The organism is Leptothoe sp. EHU-05/26/07-4 (genome assembly GCF_043421015.1).
Classification (GTDB): domain Bacteria; phylum Cyanobacteriota; class Cyanobacteriia; order Phormidesmidales; family Phormidesmidaceae; genus Leptothoe; species Leptothoe turfae.
In genome coordinates this window covers 219,519-240,924 of record NZ_JAXSQV010000004.1, presented here as the reverse complement: position 1 = coordinate 240,924, position 21,406 = coordinate 219,519, and the positions used below count along the sequence as shown (strand labels likewise).

The 21,406-nt window shown below is 46.4% G+C and carries 19 protein-coding genes and 1 pseudogene; 8 read left to right on the top strand and 12 right to left on the bottom strand.

The window, feature by feature from the left end; all coding sequences use genetic code 11:
- Window positions 1-238 precede the first annotated feature (238 nt).
- The 5 genes from U2F10_RS14155 to U2F10_RS14135 all read left to right on the top strand — a co-directional run bounded on the left by U2F10_RS14155 (window position 239) and on the right by U2F10_RS14135 (window position 4,889).
- Window positions 239-799 (top strand): hypothetical protein, encoded by a 561-nt coding sequence (locus U2F10_RS14155; RefSeq protein WP_250565878.1) that lies wholly within the window; start codon window positions 239-241, stop codon window positions 797-799.
- Window positions 800-920: 121 nt separating this feature from the next.
- Window positions 921-1,220 carry a DUF6825 family protein gene (locus U2F10_RS14150; protein ID WP_006515793.1) on the top strand — a complete coding sequence of 100 codons (300 nt, stop codon included), beginning with the start codon at window positions 921-923 and terminating at the stop codon, window positions 1,218-1,220.
- 276 nt (window positions 1,221-1,496) lie between these two features.
- Complete coding sequence (locus U2F10_RS14145; RefSeq protein ID WP_348917900.1) at window positions 1,497-3,173, top strand: ABC1 kinase family protein; 1,677 nt, start codon at window positions 1,497-1,499, stop codon at window positions 3,171-3,173.
- Window positions 3,174-3,199: 26 nt separating this feature from the next.
- Window positions 3,200-3,931: a PP2C family protein-serine/threonine phosphatase gene (locus U2F10_RS14140; protein ID WP_163661516.1), complete on the top strand. Its 732-nt coding sequence runs from the start codon at window positions 3,200-3,202 to the stop codon at window positions 3,929-3,931.
- Between the two features lie 88 nt (window positions 3,932-4,019).
- Window positions 4,020-4,889, top strand: coding sequence for a universal stress protein (locus U2F10_RS14135; RefSeq protein WP_163661518.1), 870 nt, complete (start codon window positions 4,020-4,022; stop codon window positions 4,887-4,889).
- A gap of 21 nt (window positions 4,890-4,910) precedes the next feature.
- On the opposite strand, the gene U2F10_RS14130 is transcribed toward U2F10_RS14135, so the two are convergent.
- The 5 genes from U2F10_RS14130 to U2F10_RS14110 form a co-directional block, all read right to left on the bottom strand.
- Entirely contained in the window at window positions 4,911-6,431 is a 1,521-nt protein-coding gene (locus tag U2F10_RS14130) for a serine/threonine protein kinase (protein ID WP_163661520.1), read from the bottom strand.
- A gap of 393 nt (window positions 6,432-6,824) precedes the next feature.
- Window positions 6,825-8,285 (bottom strand): serine/threonine protein kinase, encoded by a 1,461-nt coding sequence (locus U2F10_RS14125; protein ID WP_163661522.1) that lies wholly within the window; start codon window positions 8,283-8,285, stop codon window positions 6,825-6,827.
- A 335-nt stretch (window positions 8,286-8,620) separates the two neighbouring features.
- A complete protein-coding gene (locus U2F10_RS14120) occupies window positions 8,621-9,067 on the bottom strand; it encodes a hypothetical protein (protein ID WP_163661524.1) in 447 nt (148 codons plus the stop codon).
- Window positions 9,068-9,247: 180 nt separating this feature from the next.
- Window positions 9,248-10,390, bottom strand: a complete 1,143-nt coding sequence (locus tag U2F10_RS14115; RefSeq protein WP_163661525.1) for an anhydro-N-acetylmuramic acid kinase — start codon at window positions 10,388-10,390, stop codon at window positions 9,248-9,250.
- A gap of 18 nt (window positions 10,391-10,408) precedes the next feature.
- A complete protein-coding gene (locus U2F10_RS14110) occupies window positions 10,409-11,113 on the bottom strand; it encodes a potassium channel family protein (protein ID WP_006515801.1) in 705 nt (234 codons plus the stop codon).
- Between the two features lie 392 nt (window positions 11,114-11,505).
- Here U2F10_RS14110 and U2F10_RS14105 point away from each other — a divergent pair, with 392 nt between their 5' ends.
- The 3 genes from U2F10_RS14105 to U2F10_RS14095 all read left to right on the top strand — a co-directional run bounded on the left by U2F10_RS14105 (window position 11,506) and on the right by U2F10_RS14095 (window position 15,042).
- Entirely contained in the window at window positions 11,506-12,669 is a 1,164-nt protein-coding gene (locus U2F10_RS14105) for a GuaB3 family IMP dehydrogenase-related protein (protein ID WP_499872469.1), read from the top strand.
- Between the two features lie 566 nt (window positions 12,670-13,235).
- Window positions 13,236-13,556, top strand: a complete 321-nt coding sequence (gene trxA / locus U2F10_RS14100) for a thioredoxin (protein ID WP_006515803.1) — start codon at window positions 13,236-13,238, stop codon at window positions 13,554-13,556.
- Between the two features lie 421 nt (window positions 13,557-13,977).
- The gene (locus tag U2F10_RS14095; RefSeq protein WP_499872468.1) at window positions 13,978-15,042 is read left to right on the top strand and encodes an LOG family protein; all 1,065 of its coding nucleotides are present in this window, start codon (window positions 13,978-13,980) and stop codon (window positions 15,040-15,042) included.
- Between the two features lie 61 nt (window positions 15,043-15,103).
- Here the strand turns inward: U2F10_RS14095 and U2F10_RS14090 are convergent, their stop codons facing one another.
- From U2F10_RS14090 to U2F10_RS14060, 7 genes and pseudogenes are all read right to left on the bottom strand, one after another.
- Entirely contained in the window at window positions 15,104-16,753 is a 1,650-nt protein-coding gene (locus tag U2F10_RS14090; protein WP_163661529.1) for an N-acetylmuramoyl-L-alanine amidase, read from the bottom strand.
- A 259-nt stretch (window positions 16,754-17,012) separates the two neighbouring features.
- Window positions 17,013-18,338, bottom strand: a complete 1,326-nt coding sequence (locus tag U2F10_RS14085) for an aminopeptidase P N-terminal domain-containing protein (protein ID WP_250565590.1) — start codon at window positions 18,336-18,338, stop codon at window positions 17,013-17,015.
- A gap of 24 nt (window positions 18,339-18,362) precedes the next feature.
- Window positions 18,363-19,120: pseudogene (locus tag U2F10_RS14080) on the bottom strand (MBL fold metallo-hydrolase).
- Window positions 19,121-19,246: 126 nt separating this feature from the next.
- Complete coding sequence (locus U2F10_RS14075; RefSeq protein ID WP_163661535.1) at window positions 19,247-19,858, bottom strand: anthranilate synthase component II; 612 nt, start codon at window positions 19,856-19,858, stop codon at window positions 19,247-19,249.
- Window positions 19,859-19,886: 28 nt separating this feature from the next.
- Complete coding sequence (locus tag U2F10_RS14070; RefSeq protein WP_163661537.1) at window positions 19,887-20,330, bottom strand: diacylglycerol kinase family protein; 444 nt, start codon at window positions 20,328-20,330, stop codon at window positions 19,887-19,889.
- Window positions 20,331-20,597: 267 nt separating this feature from the next.
- Window positions 20,598-21,116, bottom strand: a complete 519-nt coding sequence (gene ybeY / locus U2F10_RS14065; protein WP_163661539.1) for an rRNA maturation RNase YbeY — start codon at window positions 21,114-21,116, stop codon at window positions 20,598-20,600.
- A complete protein-coding gene (locus U2F10_RS14060; RefSeq protein WP_006515811.1) occupies window positions 21,113-21,289 on the bottom strand; it encodes a DUF3285 domain-containing protein in 177 nt (58 codons plus the stop codon). The genes ybeY and U2F10_RS14060 overlap by 4 nt, the downstream gene beginning before the upstream one ends.
- Window positions 21,290-21,406: the final 117 nt, after the last annotated feature.

Here is a 21,406-nt window from a genome sequence, read left to right as displayed (position 1 = left end):
AAGCGTCAAATGTTCTAGTGAAGCTTGCGGCCTATCAGACAGCATCGTTATTTCATCCTCTTATCCTCAAAACTTTCAGCGACTTCTTACTGAAGCTTTTTGTGTTCGTATGCAGATAATGCCGCCGCCAACTAGATCCACTGTGAAGACTTCAAGGCCAAAATCTGTCAGAGTTTCCAAACAGAAATTATTCTCTTTAGTTGCAACAGCAGCTTTAGCCAGTACCCTGGGTATTGCTATGGGCAGCACCTTACGTTTTCAAGTATTAGCTGTGAGTCCAGCACCACTGTTTAATCCCCAACAAAACTTTCCTCCGTTAGCAGAATGGCCCCCCCAGGTACCCTCAGTTAAAGAGCGTAATGCCTTTGATATTGATCAAGAAAATTCAATATCGCCCCCTCAGTTGGTTTACACCAATACTCCCGATACGGATGTCGAAAACTATAACGTCAGCGAAGACATCTACCGTGATGAAGAATTTCCTGCTGAGGAAGCTGTAATTCTAGACGATGCTTCTAGCCCAATTCCAGCTACCTTCAATGAAAAAGATGCTGTACGGGATATTACGAACGAAGTTTTCGAAGAAGAATCCTTACCTCCAGTAGTCTCAACCAATAGAGGAGAGCTCACCCCTGAGCCTGGCTTCATCGATGAGCCACCAGCTGACTACACAATCCCCTTAACTGAAACGCCTTCTTGGTTTAACAAACAGCCCGCGTCAGAATCTCAGTTTGAAGATGGGCCGATTATTATCGCTCCGGAAGAACCCATCCAGTCATCTGATTTACTGTCAGATTGACTTAACTACAGTAGATTAGAAAAGTTTCCATCTCTAGAAAATATTGGGTGGGTTTGGTTATTGGGCTCAGGTAGTCTTAAACCATGGGTATAATGTCGCTTAGATATCCGTAATTTTTTTTATGAGCAATCCAACGCTGCAAGCGTTCTTTCTGGGACGTGCCTTAGCAACGGCTATCGGTGAAAAAGTTGAGGAAGCTATTACTACTGGCATGAGTGGTGTTGGCCGCTTTGACGCTGAGCAGAGAGAATGGCTACATCGATTTGTTGAAGATGTTTTTGAACAGGCTCAATCCTCCCAAGCAGGGATGGACTCTGAGACTGATGATGGTGTAGGTGAAGATCTGCAGGCAACAATCGATAATCTGCGCGCTGAAATTGCTCAAGTGCGTGTTGCTCTACAGCAATATCGTTCTTCTTAATTTCTAGACGACGCTCCCACAGTTAGATGCTCACATCTAACTGTGGGAGCGTCGTTCCTTAACAGTTTCGCGTTCCGTTCATAGTTATAAGAATCCGCTGGCCATCTAGGAGACTGCGTGTCTACAGTTCCCAATACAACTGATCAGCCATCGTCCAGTGAGCGTTCTAGTGAGCACTCACTCAATGGGCATGGTGGCGATAATTCCCGACTAGCCCTAGTTGAAGTAGCGGATGCAGCCTTAGAAGCAAGACAGCTTGCCGACAAACCGCTTAATGTGACATCAGTCGAGACAAACTATCGCTGGAACCGACGTTATAGTCGTCCAGAGCGATTTGTTGATATCTGGTCATTTTTTCTATCCTTCTTGGGTAAACGCTGGCTGTATAACAAGTCTTGGAGTTATGCCGGAGGCATATCACCTGAAAAACAGGCGGCTCGAAGACGCGCCCAAGCTCGTTGGATTCGCTTGACTTTCTTAAACCTTGGGCCAACATTCATTAAATTAGGCCAACTATTTTCCACTCGTTCTGATTTATTTCCCACTGAATACGTTGAAGAGCTGTCTAAACTCCAGGATCAAGTTCCAGCCTTCAGCTATGAACAAGTCAAGGCAATTATTGAGGATGACTTGGGGAGACCCATTGGGGAACTATATCGAACCTTTGACCCAATACCGCTAGCAGCAGCTAGCCTAGGGCAGGTACATCGGGCTCAGCTCCATTCAGGTGAAGAAATCGTTGTTAAAGTTCAACGACCTGGCTTGCAACGTCTCTTTCAAATAGACCTTTCGATTTTGAAGGGCATTGCCCATTATTTTCAGAGTCATCCTGAGTGGGGTAGAGGGCGAGACTGGATCGGCATCTATGAAGAGTGCTGTCGTATTCTTTGGTTAGAAATCGACTTCCTCCACGAAGGTCGCAATGCAGATACCTTCCGGCGTAATTTCCGCGCTATTGATTGGGTAAAAGCCCCTCGTATTTATTGGCGCTACGCATCACGACGAGTATTAACCTTAGAGTATTTGCCAGGCATTAAGATAAGTCATTACGAGTCTCTAGAAGCTGCAGGCTTAGATCGTCAACAACTAGCCCAATTGGGAGCTCAAGCATACTTGCATCAGCTTCTAAATGATGGTTTTTTCCATGCCGATCCTCATCCTGGCAATATTGCTGTGAATCCAGATGGTGCTCTAATCTTTTATGATTTTGGCATGATGGGGCAGATCCAACCGCTTACCCGCGATGGTCTGATGCGGACCTTTATGGGAGTATCTCAGCGAAATGCCGATATGGTAATGGCGTCCCTAATTGACTTAGGTGCGTTAACAGAAACTGAGGACATGGGGCCTGTGCGTCGCTCGATTCAGTATATTCTGGATAACTTCATGGATAAGCCTTTTGAGGAACAGTCCATTACTGCTATCAGCGACGATTTGTATGCGGTTGCCTACGATCAACCCTTCCGGTTTCCAGCAACGTTTACATTCGTTATGCGAGCTTTTTCCACATTAGAAGGTGTCGGGAAAGGCCTAGATCCAGACTTTAACTTTATGGAAGCCGCAAAACCGTTTGCTAATCAGCTTATGACTAACGTTTCTAATTCTTCTACCAATGGACTGATCGGCGAAATAGGTCGTCAAGCCGCTCAAGTTGGAAGTTCAGCATTTGGCTTGCCACGGCGAATTGAGGACTCGCTTGACCGGTTGGATCGAGGCGATATTCGGGTAAGAGTACGCTCTATTGAAACAGATCGTGCTATACGTCGCCTTAGTAGTGTCAATTTAATGACAAACTACACTCTGCTGTTGGGCACGTTTACTCTGTCAGCTACCCTTTTGTTAATTAGTCAATTACCATGGGTTGCTTTGGGTATGATATTACCCGCCATTGCTTCGGGAATAGCGTTAGTCCGCGCCTTGATGCGTCTTGGTCGCACTGATCGTATGCCTTAGTTCCTCCCTTTATGCCTAGATGCTTTATGCAACGCTTTTTTGCCGGTTTAACTGATCCAGGATTGCTACGCACTAGTAATCAAGATGCTTATTACCTGGATGATTTAGGCCGTTTTTTTGTGGTTGCAGATGGCATGGGGGGACATGCTGGTGGTCAGGAGGCCAGTCGTTTAGCGACAGAAGCTATTTATCAGTATCTGGACAATCATTGGGAGAGTTCAGAGGCTCCCGATGTAATGCTACGCAAAGCGTTTATCGCAGCTAATGACGCTATATTAAAAGACCAATATCACCATCCTGAGCGGGCAGATATGGGGACAACTGCCGTAGCAGTGATGTTCCGAGATTGTGACAACCATCCCTGGTGCGCCCACGTCGGTGACTCTCGTCTTTATCGCTTACGAGGGGCTAAGCTAGACCAAATTACCACCGATCACACTTGGGTTGCTAAAGCTATCGAAGATGGTGAATTGACTCCCGATGAATCTAAGCATCATCCTTGGCGGCATGTGCTTTCCCAGTGTTTAGGCAGAGAAGATTTAAACCGCATCGACATTCAGTCACTGGATGTCGATGCGGGTGATCGACTATTGTTATGCAGCGATGGATTAACTGAGGAGTTGTCTGATCCCCTAATTGCTACCCATTTAAAGAGTATTCGTTCATGCCCAACTGCTGTTGAATCTCTGGTTGATGCAGCCAAACAGCGGGGTGGACGGGACAATATTACAGTAGTGGTAGTAGCCTTTCAAGATTAATTTTCCACTGTAGCACTGTTGCACATAAGGACTCTACAGCAGAAAATTAGGCGTGAATCTCAATGCTATGAGGGTAGAGTGAAGCCAGATGTTTAAAAGTGCACTAGTCTGTACTGATTTTGAGGATAGTCTCCAACGGCTGATCAAGTTTGTGCCTGATTTAGTTCAGTCTGGCTTAGATACAGTAGTTTTTTTCCATAATGTTTCGATTACAACTGAGCGCGAAATTCCTCAAGTGAACGATGACGCTGTTGAAGAAGCCAAATTGCAGCTCGCGGCAGCTAATGAAGCTGCACTACCTGATGGCAAGTCAGTTATCGTTGATGTTCGTTCGGGGCGTGTCATCAATAATATTGAGAAGGCAGTGCGCTGCTACGATACTGATGTACTGCTTCTGGGGACTCCCACGCGTTCGCTTTTAGCTGAAAAATTTTTTGGTAGCACAACCACGGGGATTACCAAGCAACTTAATATACCGCTTGTAATTTTAAGACCCCAGTTGGTAGCTACCTATCGTGAGCAAGAGCTGGCGTTGCGTTGCCAAACTCTATTTACCCATTTATTAATTCCCTACGATGGCAGCAACAGTGCTAAACATCTAGTCTCACGTATCCAAGCAGCAGCTAAAACCAATGGTTATCCTAAGCAGTGCACACTTTGTTGGGTCATTGATGAGTGTATTCGTGTGGAACTAAGGGAGTCTGAAGAGCAGGTTCAGACTTTACTGGCTGAGGTAAAAGCAGACTTAGAAGCGTTTGGAATAGAGGTATTTACTGAGATTCGTCAGGGTGATCCTCAGGGTGAAGTCTTGAAATCAGCAGAGGTAAATGATATATCTGCGATCGCAATTTGCTCAGGCAGCTCCAAAGGGATTTTAAAATGGTCGGTCCCAAGCTTTACAAGTGCCATCTTACGTTCTAGTTGGCATCCAGTCATACATTTTCCCGGCATCAGTTAAATGTAAGGGGTGGCTTTGTAGTTAAGTATCAGATTGCATCGCTTCAAAACTCAAAAGCATCCGAGGTTTTAAGCTATCGTTTAGCTCCTTTCTAAGGATCTTTTTACTATCTCGAGGACTACCGATTGGAACAATCGTGCGGGCCATCAGGACCCATTCTTTCAGAAGTTTCTGCTGAGGTAGAGCAATGTGTAAACGACGAAAGTTTAGACACTGGTTAGGCGCTTCCTTTGAGAAAAAGAGAATGCGGTAGGCCCCCGCCGCACCCAAATGCCATACAAACTTTTGGTTACCAGGATTTTTGAGATCTAGGTAACTAGATAACCATCGTGCTCCATGGGTCTTGCTGTAGAACGCTGTAACCCAAAGAACCATGGGATGGGGATTACGAACACACAGAAAATTATTAGAACTCGTATTACCAATTCGTTGGTTAATTTCTTGCGCAGCCAGCATTGCCCAGAGTGTAGGCAACTGACGATTGCTCATGTTGAGCAGTTGAGGAAAAACGATTTCGGCAACAGGCGTAGTTTCGGGCCACATCTGTAGTCGACAAAAACGATCTTCTTCCGAATCGTTGGGTGGGTCCGATTTAGGAACCACCGGCAGCTCTCGCAACGTCCCCCTGATCTGCTTACCCAGATCAATTGAGCGACCAAAACGATTTTCTAAAGGCGCTAGACTATCCAAAAGATGGCTAACGCTATTAGGCCGTTGCGCCCGATCTTTCGCTAGACAGCGGAGAATCGTATCTTTTAGCACCTTAGGTAATACACCATAGGGTGATAACCCATCCAACGGTATGGGGTCTTGGGAAAGATGGACTTTATACCAACCACCGAACGTATTATTACGAGGGCGCAACGGCAATGTACCTGTCAGCATCTGGTACATCATTACCCCAAGACTATAAATGTCGGAACGCCGATCAAGCTCTTGTCCCTCCATCTGCTCTGGAGATGCATAGGCCAACGTTCCCATAAAACTGCTGGTTTGCTCGCTGTTATCAACTTGAATTAATTTCGCGATACCAAAATCCAAAATCTTGACCAGCTCACCCACACTGGCACTTTGAGTAACCAAGATATTGCTGGGTTTAATATCACGATGAATAATAGGAATAATTTGACCGTTCAGAACGATGCCTTTATGGGCTGTCTCCAGCCCTAAACAAATCTGGCGAATAAAGTCGAGAAAACGTGGAATAGGCAAAGGAGTTGGGTGAATGACCTGGCCTAAATTTTTTCCCTTCAAATATTCCATAACGTAGAAGGGAATCTCGTCATCCGTAACACCATAATCGGTAACCCTGACGACATGCATACTATTGTTTCCTAGCTGAGCACAGGTCATGGCCTCACGCATAAACCGCTGGGCCATATGCTCATTAAGCAGGGTTTGAGAAAGGAATTTAACAGCAACAGGAACACCTCCGAGGAGCATATCTTCAGCCAAATAGACTTTACCCATGGAGCCTTGACCTATTGAGTCCATGAGCTCATAGCGATTGGCAAGTCTGCGACCGAAATTACTGTCTGTCATGTAACGCTGTTTTTCTAAGCAAATAATACATAGCGTTGGTCCTATTGCTGAGAATAGCGAAAAACCTAAAACACTCAGCTACAGCCACAAATCAACGCATCAAGACCTATGACATCAAGGTTGCTACTCGTCGTAAACTAGGTTGCCCCGCCCCTTTTCGCTGTAATGCCCCAGAGACACAACTGGTAGCTTAGCAATAAAAGTATTTTAGAAAATAGGTGATGGCAGTGTAGCGATTTTGCCCCATCTAAAGGGCAATCAGCATGTTAAATCGCAACAAACCAGAATTCCTCCCGATTCGAACTTCACTAGCTTTAAGAACGTTTTAACTGTTCTTAAAATACCCGTTTTGTCTAACACACCCCCATTCTATAGAGAGCAACAGTGCCAGATCTACCAGAGCATCTGAGGCTTTAGATTGGTATTCAGCTCTTTTCTCAGCATACTTTTACTGTCCTGGGAACTACCTACTGAGATAGTCGTACGTGCCCTCAGCACCCATTCCTTAAGGAGTTTTCGCTGAGGGGGAGCAATATGTAAACGGCGAGAATCAACAAATTGGTTAGGAAAGTCTTTAGCGAAAAACAGCACACGATAACTACCGTTTCCCCCTAAATGCCAAATGATTTTTCCATGGTAAGGGTTTTTAAGATCTAGATAGCTAGATAGCCATCGAGGCCCTTGAACTTTACTGTGAAACGCCGTCACCCATAGAACCATGGGATGAGGGTTAAGGGTACATAAAAAATTGTTGTAGCCGGTGTTACTAACGCGTTGCTCTATTTCTTGCGCAGATAGCATAACCCACAGTGTAGGCAATTGGCGTTCGCCCATAGTCAAGAGTTTTGGAAAAACAATCTCAGCAATCGGCTTATCCTTCGGCCATACTTGCTGCCGGTAAAACCGCTCTTCCTCAGACTCTTGTGGCAGCTCTTCGGGATCTTTCGCTGACCTTAGAAAGGCTGACATGGGACTGTCAACAGCCCCTTCAAGATGTGCCAGCAAATGGCTAACGCTAGTCGGTCGCCGGGACCGTTCCTTGGCTAAACACCCCATTACTGCTTCTTTGAGCCGTTGCGGCAATGTGCCATAGGGCGATAACCCATCTAAGGGTGTTGGTTCTTGAGAACGGTGGGCTTTATACCAGCCTCCAAATGTATTAACCTTCGGACATAATGGCAGCGTACCTGTCAACATCTGGTACATCATGACACCCAAGCTGTAGATGTCAGAACGACTATCCAGCTCTTGACCTTCCATCTGCTCTGGTGACGCGTAGGCTAAGGTTCCCAAAAAGCTGCTGGTTTGCTCACTGATACCGGCTTGCGTCAACTTCGCAATACCAAAATCTAAAACCTTGACCAGCTCCCCTACACTGGCACTTTGAGTGACCAGAATATTGCTAGGTTTGATATCTCGATGAATAATAGGCACAAGCTGACCATCGAGAATAATGCCTTTATGAGCTGTCTGAAGGCCTAAACAAATTTGTCTAGTAAAATCGAGAAATCGTTTGACTGGTAGGGGATGAGACTGAATCACTTGGCCCAGATTTTTGCCCTTCAGATATTCCATGACGTAGAACGGCACACCATCATCAGCCACACCATAATCGGTAACTCTGACGACATGGATACTGTTATTTCCCAGCTGGGCACAGGTCATGGCCTCATGCATAAATCGCTGGGTCATTTGCTCATTTAGCAGGGTTTGAGCCAAAAATTTAACAGCAACCGGCACACCACCAAGCAGCGTGTCTTTGGCCAAATAGACTTTTCCCATGGAGCCTTGGCCTATGGAGTCCATGAGCTCATAGCGATTGGCAAGTCTACGACCGAAGTTATTGTCTGTCATTGAACGCTGCGCTTCTAAACCAACAATATAGCCACTGCGATTTTTGCAAGGTTGACAGTGCGAGCTTATAAAGCAAGCTCATTCAGCCTTAATTCCCAGTCTAGAGAATTAAGTAGCCAATTTTACCGTTGCTGATTTCAGGGATGAATCGATCTGACAAAATTGCCCCACATCAGCATTGTCAGATTAAATCCTCCTGGGGATCAGCAACGCCCAAATTTTATTAGCCTTGGTGTCTAAAAACACAATTTGAGAGTTCGACTATCTATCAATACATAGGACTAAACAAACTCCCAGGGCGAATTGATAGCAACTTGAAGAATAGTTTCATCAGCCTAACTCTGATGACGTTCAACGACAGCTTCCATGGTGCTGGTCAGATGATGACCTGCCATAATGCCTCCGGAGAAATGATATCGCTTTGGACTTAGGCGGTAGAGGGTTTCAAACCCGGTACGCATTTGTCTATCCTGCAGTGCCCAGTATTGTTGAACAATTGAACTAGGGGCGATCCAACCTTCACCTTCTACTCGCCCAAGGACACTGTGCTGCAATACAAATGTGTATTGACGATCGCCTCTGACAATCCGCCCTTTATACTGCAAGGAAATATCGTCTAATTCTCCATTAGGAAAAATGAGCTTGGTAACCATTGTGAACCAATCATTGCTATTCCAAGCAACCAGGATTTTGCCTTTGACAGTTATAGGGAGTAAATCCCTGGCTAACCAACTCCCTTGAAGGGTCCAGCGTCCTGGCTCAATCAGAAAACTGTGACTCACGTGTTCTCCCTAGTGGTTTGATGAAAATGCGCAATCGAACAATCAACAGTTTATGGATTTGAGACGTTAAACCTTAAAGCTCTGAGTGCATGTGTTCTTAACCTTAACAGGTATACCCTTACGGAAGAGATGAAAACGATAGCTATGGCTATCGTCACACCGTACCCTGTGGTTCAGTTGTTAGTTGTTAACGCTATCACCAACTGTATAAATGTTGCCAAGCAGGCAAGGTTGACGAGCACCGGTAACAGCAAGGATATTACCTGGATGTTGATGCCAACGCCAATATCCTAGGACAGTGAAAGCAATAGCTTCCTTATGACTGCTGCTGATACCAGCATCATCAGTAGTCATAAGGTTGACGCTAGGCAATCTAAGCTGAAGCTGCGATCGCAAATATCCATTTTGACTACCTCCGCCACACAACAAGACCTCATCTGGAAGACAGGGTAGCTGTTGGTAACTGTCAGCAATAGTTGCAGCCGTAAAGGCTGTCAAAGTCGATAGAAAATCGGCTTGACTCAGATCAAGTGCCTGAGCCTCTTGCCAACACCGCTGACCATAGTCAGCACCAAATAGTTCCCGTCCTGTCGATTTTGGAGGAGGCTGCCGAAAAAATGACTGAGCAAGCCACTGATCAATTAAGCGCTGACAAGGGTGCCCTTGGGCTGCCCAGTCACCGTTGTGATCATAGGTTAGGTTGCCATCGCTAAACAGGCTCACAGCCCAGTCGATCAGGGCATTACCAGGCCCCGTATCCCAGCCAACAATAGCTGCTGGTGGTGGACCCGCTCGATCCCAAGGCGGCAGGTAAGTGAGGTTGCCAATACCGCCAATATTTTGTACACAGCGATGGTGCTGAGCATGACTGAGAAGACTAGCATCTACCGGTGGCACCAGGGGAGCCCCCTGGCCACCAGCTGCAATATCAGCAGCACGAAAGTTACTGATGGTAGGTGTTTGGGTGAGCTCCGCAATTAGCTCTCCACGTCCCATTTGCCAGCTATAGCCCATCTGCTGGGCGGTTGGGGGCCGATGATAAACCGTTTGGCCATGGGAAGCAATTAATTCAGCTGTACCTAAATGGTTGGCAGCGTTAGCAAAGGCGATCGCAATATCGTCATCCATGCCAGCAATATCGGCCATCGCTAAAGGCTTATTAGCGCATACGGCCAGGATGCGATCTCGCAGAGACGGTGAATAGTCAGCAGTATGAGCCGCCAATAGTTCAACCTTCACCCCATATCCTTTACCTGTTACCTCCACCAAAGCTGCATCAATGCCATCGACAGAGGTACCACTCATCAGGCCAATGACTTTCATACCCCTACTTGCCTAGCTCTACATAGGTAGCTTATCAATGCCTTTGTTAGAACCCACCACTACCATCAAGGTTCCAGCTCTCAATCGAGTCACTGGACTGGGATTGATCTCAAACTTGTCCATAGCATTGGCTTTGCTGATAGCCATCAAGGTTAACCCATAGTGATTTCGTAGATCGAGTTCCACAATGGTTTTACCGTCAAATTCTTGAGGAACGACCACCTCTACAATGCTGTGATCTGGATCAAGCTCAAATCGATCGAGCACGCCTGGACGCGTTAGCGAGCGAGCGAGTTCACAGCCCATTTCAAACTCTGGAAAGACAACATGATCCGCCCCTACTCGCTGAAGCAACTTACCATGAATCTCTGTAGACGCTTTGGCAACTACGTTAGCAACGCCTGCCTCTTTAACATTGAGAGTCGTAATAATGCTCTCCTGGATGTAATTACCAATGGCAACAATCACCGTATCAAAGTCAGGAATGCCTGCCTCTTGCAAAGCGGACGGCTGGGTAGAATCCATCTGCACAGCATGGGCTGCAATTTGATCAGTTAGGACTTGAGCAACCCGATTTTCATCAGAATCAATCCCCAAAACCTCATACCCCATACCATGGAGCGTAAGACAGACAGCTCGCCCAAAACGCCCCAATCCGATAACCGCAAACTGACGATTATTAGCACGCAGATTCCTAAAAAACTTTAGTGACGATAAATTCACGTTGATTGCCAATAAATCAATAATGGAGTCTAAGTTGCATCTGATTCTGTAGCCTAAAGGTTTCTAAGATTAAACCTCCGATTCCGGAACAGATGACACCTATTTTGCCCAAAGGTCAAGCGGCTTAGCCATCCCCCATTGCTGAAGAATATCTCGCTACCCCATCAACATTAGTGTGTTAAAGCACCAATAGGGTGTAGGGTGTTTTTACTCTAATGAGAGTTTATCTTGAAAAATGGCTCTACCTTGCCATGCTCAAGCCTTAAACGACAATCACTCGTTCAGTATAAAGACGCCTTGAGCCAAATTCCTAAGTGACCCGCCAACAAACAATTGAGTATCGATTTCTTTCTTTGCTAGGCTTACCTAATGATCTTGGGAAGGAGATATCAGTGAACATTCAACTTGGTCGTGGCAAAACAGCAAGACGTGCCTATGGCATTGATGAAATCGCATTGGTGCCCGGACCGAAAACCCTAGATCCAGAACTAGCCGACACGCGTTGGACCCTTGGTAACGTAGAACGTGAAGTTCCGATTATTGCCAGTGCGATGGACGGTGTTATTGACGTCCGCATGGCAGTTGACCTGTCAAAGCTTGGTGCTCTCGGCGTCTTAAACTTAGAAGGTATTCAAACTCGTTACGCCGACCCCAACCCTGTGTTGGACCGCATTGTCTCTGTCGGCAAAGCAGAGTTTGTCCCTCTCATGCAAGAAATCTATGCTCAGCCGGTTCAGCCAGAGCTAATTAAGCAGCGCATTTCAGAGATCAAGACTCAAGGTGGGATCGCAGCCGTTAGCCTGACTCCAATGGGGGCAGCCAAGTATGGCACAACAGTAGCCGCAGCCGAGGCTGATCTAGTCTTTATTCAAGCAACGGTAGTATCTACCAACCATCTCTCTCCTGAATCTATCACTCCGTTAGATCTGGCAGAATTTTGTGCCGACATGCCTATGCCAGTGATTTTAGGCAACTGCGTTACCTATGAAGTCACCCTAGAGCTAATGAAAGCAGGCGCAGCAGGTGTTCTGGTTGGTATCGGTCCCGGCGCAGCCTGTACCTCACGAGGTGTATTAGGTGTGGGTGTTCCCCAAGCAACCGCTGTCTCCGACTGTGCAGCCGCTCGAGATGACTATCAACGTGAAACAGGACGTTATGTACCGGTAATCGCAGATGGAGGTTTAGTCACAGGGGGGGATATCTGCAAATCGATTGCTTCCGGTGCCGATGCAGTCATGATTGGGTCACCGTTTGCCCGAGCAGCCGAAGCTCCTGGTCGTGGATTTCACTGGGGTATGGCAACTCCCAGCCCAGTACTCCCCCGAGGGACACGTATCCAAGTAGGCACAACCGGTAGTCTGAAGCAGATTTTGCGGGGTCCAGCCCAGCTCGATGACGGTACCCATAATTTGCTAGGAGCCATCAAAACCAGCATGGGAACCCTGGGAGCTAAAGACTTAAAGGATATGCAACAGGTAGAGGTTGTCATTGCTCCCTCATTGCTGACAGAAGGGAAAGTGTACCAAAAAGCTCAGCAGTTGGGCATGGGTAAGTAGGCCATATTAAGATATATTCAGAGCATCAGCTTTTTAGATCACAAGGCAGCATGTTCTGAGTATGTTTTTTAATTAAAAGGTGATTTTCAAAAAAATTGTGGAGTGTTATTCATGATTTTCTCAAGATGATGATTGTTATCACGCCTTGAGGATGACCAGCATCACTAACACTACGTTTTCTTACAGACACAAGAAAACAAAACTTATAATCCGCGTCAGACCTCAAGTGTAGGGGATGGCAAAAGCTGAGACTTGACCTACAATAGGACTGAAAGCGGAGACGGAAGTTTCCGTTCACTCCTCACACCACACTCCGCCTAAACCTGTTTGGTTTAGGCGGTTCCTATATGAACCAAATTTGATAATTATTGATAATTACTCAAGTTTGAATAGGGCCTATGACACTAGTCAGGTTGGGCACAAAAAACCTGCAATAAAACTTTTGCAGTCCATGGAAGCGGTCATAAAGGAGTATTCTTAAGGTTGATTTTTCCACTGCTGAGATGAGTCACAAGCCAAAATCAGCTATGGTAAGAATCTGATATTTGTCGACAAGGAATATAGGGATGTCAGCCGCACAAGTCACAGATTCGACATTCGAACAAGAAGTTCTCAAAAGTGAACTACCGGTACTTGTAGACTTTTGGGCCCCTTGGTGTGGTCCTTGCCGGATGGTTGCTCCCGTTGTGGATGAGATTTCTGAACAGTACGATGGCAAGGTCAAGGTTGTTAAGGTCAACACGGATGATAACCCCAAAGTTGCTAGCCAGTACGGTATCAGAAGTATTCCAACATTGATGATTTTTAAAGATGGGCAACGGGTTGATATGGTAGTGGGTGCTGTCCCCAAAACCACCTTGGCAAATACTCTTGAGAAGTATCTATAGGCGTTTGATTTGGTTTTATGGATTTATTATTGGCTAAATGACTTAGCTGTAACCCAATATACTGAGACAGATATTAGGGTGCAGATAGATCGGGTAAGTTCAAATTTTCAGAAATAAACGGTTTCAACAGTTTCTGTTGGAGCCGTTCATTTTTAGAGGCTGAAGCAACTGAAAGAGCAGTCTGTGCACAACAGGCACAGACTGCTAAACTGCAATCACGCTCTAATACTGCAAGAATACCGATTGCGTTGACTCAATGAGTTGACTCAATTACTAGAGATAACAAGGAGCGTTAGGTACATAGAGAGTGCTGTAGCAATTAGGAGAGACCAGCATCCTATTGAATCAATCCATTGCTATACAATTGGGGAGCTAGATGCTCTGATTCAACGCTTAAGAATCTTCACTAACTGCGTGTTTTATGGTGACCTCTACAACAAAATTGCCCACTCACTTACAAGAGAAGATTTCTGAAATTGTCACCCAGTTGCCCTCCATGGAACATGGGACTGTAATTCAACAGATTTTAGAAACCCTAGTAAGAATGATTGGGCGAGAGGCTGATCGGCTGGATTGGAAGATTTTAAACAATACATTACAGGATATGGAACTGGGTTTTCAGGGTTTCTATCCTTACCGCCATACCCGAAAAATAGCCATTTTTGGGTCAGCACGTACTCCATCAGAGCATCCTGATTACCAGTTAGCAAAGACCTTTGCCCAACGAGCAGCACAACAGGGATTCATGATTATGACTGGTGCCGGACCAGGCATCATGGAAGCTGGTAATGAAGGAGCTGGCGTCGAGCATTCCTTTGGTCTGAATATTCAGTTACCGTTTGAGCAGGGCTCTAACCCAATTATGGAGAATGATCCAAAACTGCTCACATTCAAATATTTTTTTACACGCAAGCTATTTTTTTTGAGGGAATGTGATGCCTTAGCAGTATTTCCAGGTGGTTTTGGGACTCAAGATGAGGCGTTTGAGTCGTTAACACTCGTCCAAACTGGGAAAGCCGAACCGATACCTATTGTGTTGATTGATCACCCTGGTGGCAACTATTGGCAAGGTTGGGATACCTATGTACGCGATCACTTAATGGCCAATCGACTGATCAGTGACGACGATCCTAGCCTTTATGTTATGACCGATAACATCAATGACGCATGGCAGGAAATAACAAACTATTATCGAGTGTTTCATTCCAGCCGATATGTCGGTGATCATTTGGTGATAAGGCTCAATTCTTGCCTGCGGTCTGGAGCGTTAGAGGAGCTCAATCAATCATTTAGCGATATTGTTGCTGCTGGCAAAATAGAAATGTCAAATGCGCTACCAGAAGAGCAAGATGATGAAACCGCAGAGCTGTCTCGCCTGGTATTCCAATTTAATCACCGTGACTTTGGTCGACTACAACAGCTAATTCGTAAAATTAACACTCTTGGTGAGCCCTGTGAGGCTACTGAACACCCGGAACATAAATAATCAACACTCTTTTTCCAGATACACCTTTTATAACAAGCTAATGATGCAATTAGCTTGCTTTCTAGAATTCGCGCTGGATGTGGGTTAGGATTCCGCGTGCGATCGCATTAGCCATCTCACTGCGCCACTCTGGATCACGCAGATTGTGAATATCTTCCGCACCTGTGACAAATCCTACTTCAATTAAGATTGCTGGCATTGAGGTACGGCGTAGCACATAGAAACGAGCCTGTCTTACACGCCGATCGGACATCCCCATCATGCGCAGCACTACATCATGCACTGTGCGCGCAAACCGAGCTCCTGCACCAGAATAATAGTAGGTTTCTAAACCGTTAACATCGGGCCGACTCAGGTTAATGGCATTGGCATGAATGCTGACAAATAGGTCTGCATCTGCACGTTCAGCAATCTGAACGCGGGGGTCAAGATCGAGCTCGATGTCACTATTGCGGGTCATAACCACATCTACCCCTTGCTCCCGTAGAATAGCGGCAACCTGTTGAGAAATTGGAAAAATCACCTGCTTCTCCTGCAGACCGCCAATTCCGACAGCACCCGGATCACGTCCTCCATGCCCAGGGTCAATGGCAACAACAATGCGCCCTTGGGGTACCCGAGGCAGATCGCTCGAAGCTGAAGAAGGCTCAGTTGGGTTAACCCTAGCTCTGTCAGAGGGACTAGAAGGTCGCTCTGAAGGACGTCTCGTCACCGCTGTAGAGGGTACTGGAACAGTGCTACTAGGCGCACTATCAGGAATATCTCGAATCGCTACCCCATCAGGAAGTACAGAAATTCCCCGGAGACTACTACCAATTTCAGTCGTAATGGTCTGCCAGTCAGGGCTGTCATCCCCCAGAGTCATAGTGATAAACACCGTTGAGTCGCTCTGAGATATCTCCCAACTTTCAATACTGTAACGATTGTCTGGCAGTGACGCTGGCGTTAATCTGGGCGAAACAGAGCTGTTGGGTAGTTCTAAGGTGATTTTTCGTTCTGGATCCCGTCGCCGGGAGCGGCTAAGGCGCACCTCCGGTGTATCACCCGATAAGCGAATAAAAAAGCCATCAGCCGTTGCCACAATACTTTGCACCTGAGTGCTTTGACTCTGGGCTGACGCGTTAGCATCCGCTGTCACCTGGTTTGTTGTCCGCCCAGATGCGCGCTCGGCTTGATCCGACGACTGATTAACTCGAGCAGATGATGATGAGCGTCTTGGGCGGTCCTCATCATCGGTAGCCACTAGTTCAGGCAGCTGCACAAACCAACGACGATTGGTTTCGCCCCGAACTTCCACTTGTTGTGGATCAAGGCTATAACCAGGGGCTACTTCAATCACAATGCGGGCTGTTTGGTCATCTAATTGACCCACGCGGACTTCACGCAACCCTTCTTGTAGTCGCTGTCGAGAAGTCGCACTCGTCACCTGAGTACCTGGTAAATCAATGACTAAACGGGTCGGATTAAAAATTAACTTGGCTGTTGGCTGGACCCGAGTGTCCGTTGTAAATGTCAGACGATTTTGCTGCTGGTCAAAACGCCAAAACTGAAGATTGGCAGCATCGGCTGGCAAGGCAATCAGCACAGCCCCCAAAATACCAATCACGCCAGACGTCAAGCTAGACATTCTGGAGGCTACCGCCTTACTAGAAAGTAAAGGATTCCAATGCACAGCTTCAGTTCCTTCTAACAGTGATGATCCCACAGCCATTAACTGGCTCAAGTAAATCCGAGATCAATATTGCAAGACAAGAGTAACCGCATTTGTGCAATGTTTAAGATATCGAACATCAAAATTGTGCGGTTTTCAGGATACTCCTTTCTTTGATTCATCTGACTTTTGTAGTTTCAGACAAGAATCGTTAGGGAAACCTGCCACCAGCGACGAGCTAGATTAACTCCAGTTCATCGTTAAAGTGCCCTTCTCAAAAGAAATTAATACAAGAACTATTTATACAGTTCCCTAGTTACTAAGCGTACTCAGCACGCGATTCCATTGCAGCAATGCTTTTAGGCACAGCTGCTGTCAGAATTTCATGGCCAGTTTGGGTGACCAGAACGTCATCCTCAATACGGATACCTATACCACGCCAACGCTGTTCCACATCGGGCTGTCCCTCTTCAGGTTCATAGTCTGGAGCAATATAGATACCTGGCTCAACCGTGACTACATTGCCAGGCGTAAAGGGTTTCCAGGTTTTATCCGAATTCCGTAGAGTACCACTATCGTGTACATCCAGCCCTAAAAAGTGACCGGTACCATGCATGAAGAAGGCTTTATGTTTTTTCTCTTCGATTAATGTGTCTACGCTGCCCTTAAGCAGACCTAACTCGACTAATCCTTCGGTAATTGTGCGAGTAGCCGCATCATGAAAGTCATTAAAGGGACGCCCTGGTTGAACGGCATCAATCGCCTTGAGCTGAGCTTCTAAGACTAATTCATAGAGAATGCGCTGCTCAGACGTGAAGCGTTCTCCCACGGGAAAGGTGCGGGTAATGTCGGCATTGTAGTAGTTGTAGGCGCAGCCTGCATCAATGAGCAGCAGATCGTTCGTCTGCATTTGGCGATCGTTTTCGATGTAATGCAAAATGCAGGCATTGGCACCAGAGGCCACAATCGATGGATAAGCCGGCCCTAGAGCCCCTTCTAAGCGAAATATATGTTCCATTTCAGCCTGGATTTCATATTCATAGCGACCAGGCTGGGTAATAGCCATGGCATGATTATGGGCTTTGGCTGAAATAGCAATGGCTTTACGCATCTGTTCCAGTTCGCTGGCGCTTTTGACTCGGCGAAACTGCTGCATTAACAGCCGCCCATCTTCAATGGCTACCGGGCCTCGTCCACGTTTTGGGTACTTGGCTAATAGTCTTCGCCATAGGGCCAGGATGTGCTGGTCTAAACGACCATCATCACCAAAATGGTAATAAAGCCGATCAGCATTTTCCACATATTGAGGTAGCTTTTCAGCTAATTCTTCAATGGGATAAGCTTCATGGGCTCCATACTTTTGCTTGGCTAGCTCTATACCTGTGCGATAACCGGACCAGGTTTCTTTTTCCTTATCCTTGGGTCTGACAAACAGCACAAACTGATGCTCTTCGTGATGGGGAGCTAGGACTGCGATCGCATCCGGCTCATTAAACCCCGTCAGATAGAAAAAATCACTGTTCTGACGAAATGGGTGTTCCACATCGTTGTGCATGACAGCTGTTGGAGCACTACCAAAAATAGCAGTACCTTGACCAATAGCGGCCATCACAGCCTGTCGTCGCTGTTGATATTCTGAATTCATGGACATGTGAGCAGTTTTGCTACGTTAAGAGAGAACCTTAATTCGCATACCACTGGCTGGCAAGCTACCACTCTGAAGTGTCAGCGTACTACCAACTCGGTCAACAGGTGTACCCGCCATTGCTCCTAGGAACTCATCGACACCTTGCAGTTCACAGCTGTCGTTGGCAGCACTGGTGCGATATTGAGTCGGGATAACCAATTTGGGCTGCAAGCTCTGCACAGCCGCCGCCGCTTCCGTGGCATTGTAAGCCTTGGAGCCACCCCCTACTGGTAGCAGTAATACATCAGGGCGACCAATCAAAATTTTATCTTCTAAATCAATGGGTGCTGCAGCCCCGCCAAGGTGAACAACCTTGACCCCAGCTTGAGTCCATAGCCAAGCCGTATTCGTACCAAATCTTCTCCCCCCTCTCGATCGTGGGGCATACCAACACCTTGAACACTGAGACCATTGATCTCATAGGCACCTGGTTCATCTAGATAGTTGACGGTTGTGCCTTCAGGAATAAATCCTTCGTCAAATAATCGGCTACTAATCAATACCAGGTCTGAACCAGCCAAATTTGGAGCTGTATAACCTTCAGTACAGCCCAAAGGTCTGAACGGGTTGGTCAAAATGGTCTTACCACCACCGGAAAACTGGAAACACATATGCCCCAGTGCTGTGATGCTTAAGGTGCCCGTTTGCGCTTGGTAGGCTTGCCAATGAGAAGCAATGCCCAATCCAAGCGTACTGACGAAGGCTGCACTGGCATTTTGAAGCAATTGCCGCCGTTTCATAGTGTCCTCACATCCCATTGAGATCAACTGTCCATGACTTGTTATAGTGCCACAGGCTTGGAATACTCGCTAAGAAAGACAGCCAGTTTTCTGGGTCATACCGCCCTGTCAAAAGCCCCAAACCCCTTAGACGGTGGCCGGTACCTTCATCGGAATAGGACTCAAAAAGTTATGCAGGAGCCGTTTACCTGATTTAGTCAACACACTTTCAGGATGAAACTGCACTCCTTGAATATGAGGGTACTCGCGATGACGAACCCCCATAATCGTGCCGTCATCAACCCAAGCAGTGATTTCTAAACACTCAGGACAGCTCGCTCGCTCCACGACTAAGCTGTGGTAACGAGTTGCCGTCAATGGATTTTCAAGACCTGCAAAAACCCCCTGATTTGTATGGGTCACGGGGGATGTTTTGCCATGCATCAGTTCAGCGGCAGCTGTGACGATACCACCAAATACCTGACCAATGCTTTGGTGTCCCAGACATACCCCCAAAATCGGAATAGTTGGACCCAATTTTCGAATTATTTCCAAAGAAATGCCGGCATCGTCAGGAGTGCCAGGCCCCGGAGAGATTAGGATTCCATCCGGTGACAAATCACGAACCTGCGCCAATGTAATTTGGTCATTACGAAAGACACGAATGTCAGATGCAACAGGAAGCGTTTGTCCCAACTCTCCTAGATACTGAACCAAGTTGTAGGTAAAACTATCGTAATTATCAATGACTAAGATCATTGTTTGCCTAAAGCTCAATGAGCCTAGCTTAAGCGATCCCAGTATTCAACAGCACAAGTAGCGGTGGCAAGTATATAAATCCAGCCACAAGCAAGGCAGCCATAGCAGAGATCAGAACAGCCCCAGCAGCACAATCCTTTGCAATCTTAGCCAGCTCATGGTAGGTCTGGCCAACCGTTAGATCCACCACAGACTCTAAAGCTGTATTCATCAGCTCCATCACCAGAACAGCACTGATGGTAATAGCAACCACAGCGGCTTCAATTGCTTTGATGTGCAGCATTACTCCTAGAAACAACGCTACTAGACCAATGCCTAAATGAATACGGAAGTTTCGCTGGGTTCTGACGGCATAGATAATCCCTGCCCATGCATAGCGAAAACTAGTGAATAAATTCGGGGCAACCTGCCAAGCAGTTTTGCTTTCTTTCTTACTCTTAGGAGCAGTTTGAAGGTTAGAGGAAATAGACATGCACAAACCTTAAGAGGTGATGTATATTCAGTCAGCACAAAAAGCGCAAGACCGCTTAATTTAGCTAGCAGCCACCGCAAACTAAATGCCGGAGCTACTGCTTAGTCCATCAATAAGACTTATATAATCTTCGGACCTAATTAATCGAAGCCTGAAACTACTAAATAGGTTCCCGAAAGAATTATCATTTTGTCGATTATATTAACCTTTATCAAAATCTGTAATCGTATATTACCTATCCAGATTCAGGAAATATCACCTATCTTGCTAAAACGTCAAATCAATACACTTCAGAAGACTATGTTGCTTCTCTAGCATATTTTGAAGAGCCGCATCATCAGGATGATCCCATCCCAATAAGTGCAGAAGACCGTGGGCTGCCAGCCAAGCCAACTCCTGAATCAGGGAGTAATTATCATTGTGACGCTGCCGCTGAGCAGTTTCCACAGAAATAATCAGATCACCCAAGGGAATAGGCGATGTTTGATAAATGGTTTGAGCTCCAGGGATTTCCGTTTCTTGAGCCGCAAAGGCTAGGACATCCGTGGGCTTATCCTGGTGACGATATGTAGCGTTTAACTCTTGAATGGTAACGTCATTCGTAAGCAGAAGGTTAATCTCGTATCGACCTATGGGGGATGCCGTTGGAGCTAGTTCCCTAAGCCAAATATTAAACCAGGTTTGCCAAGCCGACGTAGGGGGTAAGTCCGGCTGCTTGGGTAAAAGCTCTGTCGCCTCTACCCAAAGCTCTACCTCGGGCACTAAAGTTTGAGTCAATGGAATCACCGGGTAAGGTAAGCCAAACCAATCAACACTCCTAGTAAGCCCATAGCGGTCAGAAAAAAGTGAAATAACGATTTACTACCTTTTTTGACCATATTGCGCATGGCTAGTTTGACGTAGCTGGGTGCAGGCTCCATGGGTTGTGGGTCTACAGAAGGCGGAGGCGATTGGGACATAGCTCTTAAGTAATAAATAAAAATGGTCGTTGTTGATCTTCGGGAGGATTTAATCTAAAAAATACTGATTTAAAGCAATCTTGTCAGATCGATTCATCCCTGAAATCAGCAACGGCT

Excerpts from the sequence above, each read along its gene's own strand:
- U2F10_RS14155 (WP_250565878.1), top strand. The coding sequence starts at position 239 with ATGGGCAGCACCTTACGTTTTCAAGTATTAGCTGTGAGTCCAGCACCA.
- U2F10_RS14150 (WP_006515793.1), top strand. The coding sequence starts at position 921 with ATGAGCAATCCAACGCTGCAAGCGTTCTTTCTGGGACGTGCCTTAGCA.
- U2F10_RS14140 (WP_163661516.1), top strand. The coding sequence starts at position 3,200 with ATGCAACGCTTTTTTGCCGGTTTAACTGATCCAGGATTGCTACGCACT.
- U2F10_RS14135 (WP_163661518.1), top strand. The coding sequence starts at position 4,020 with ATGTTTAAAAGTGCACTAGTCTGTACTGATTTTGAGGATAGTCTCCAA.
- U2F10_RS14130 (WP_163661520.1), bottom strand. The coding sequence starts at position 6,431 with ATGACAGACAGTAATTTCGGTCGCAGACTTGCCAATCGCTATGAGCTC.
- U2F10_RS14125 (WP_163661522.1), bottom strand. The coding sequence starts at position 8,285 with ATGACAGACAATAACTTCGGTCGTAGACTTGCCAATCGCTATGAGCTC.
- U2F10_RS14115 (WP_163661525.1), bottom strand. The coding sequence starts at position 10,390 with ATGAAAGTCATTGGCCTGATGAGTGGTACCTCTGTCGATGGCATTGAT.
- trxA (WP_006515803.1), top strand. The coding sequence starts at position 13,236 with ATGTCAGCCGCACAAGTCACAGATTCGACATTCGAACAAGAAGTTCTC.
- U2F10_RS14095 (WP_499872468.1), top strand. The coding sequence starts at position 13,978 with ATGGTGACCTCTACAACAAAATTGCCCACTCACTTACAAGAGAAGATT.
- U2F10_RS14090 (WP_163661529.1), bottom strand. The coding sequence starts at position 16,753 with ATGGCTGTGGGATCATCACTGTTAGAAGGAACTGAAGCTGTGCATTGG.
- U2F10_RS14085 (WP_250565590.1), bottom strand. The coding sequence starts at position 18,338 with ATGAATTCAGAATATCAACAGCGACGACAGGCTGTGATGGCCGCTATT.
- U2F10_RS14075 (WP_163661535.1), bottom strand. The coding sequence starts at position 19,858 with ATGATCTTAGTCATTGATAATTACGATAGTTTTACCTACAACTTGGTT.
- U2F10_RS14070 (WP_163661537.1), bottom strand. The coding sequence starts at position 20,330 with ATGTCTATTTCCTCTAACCTTCAAACTGCTCCTAAGAGTAAGAAAGAA.
- U2F10_RS14060 (WP_006515811.1), bottom strand. The coding sequence starts at position 21,289 with ATGTCCCAATCGCCTCCGCCTTCTGTAGACCCACAACCCATGGAGCCT.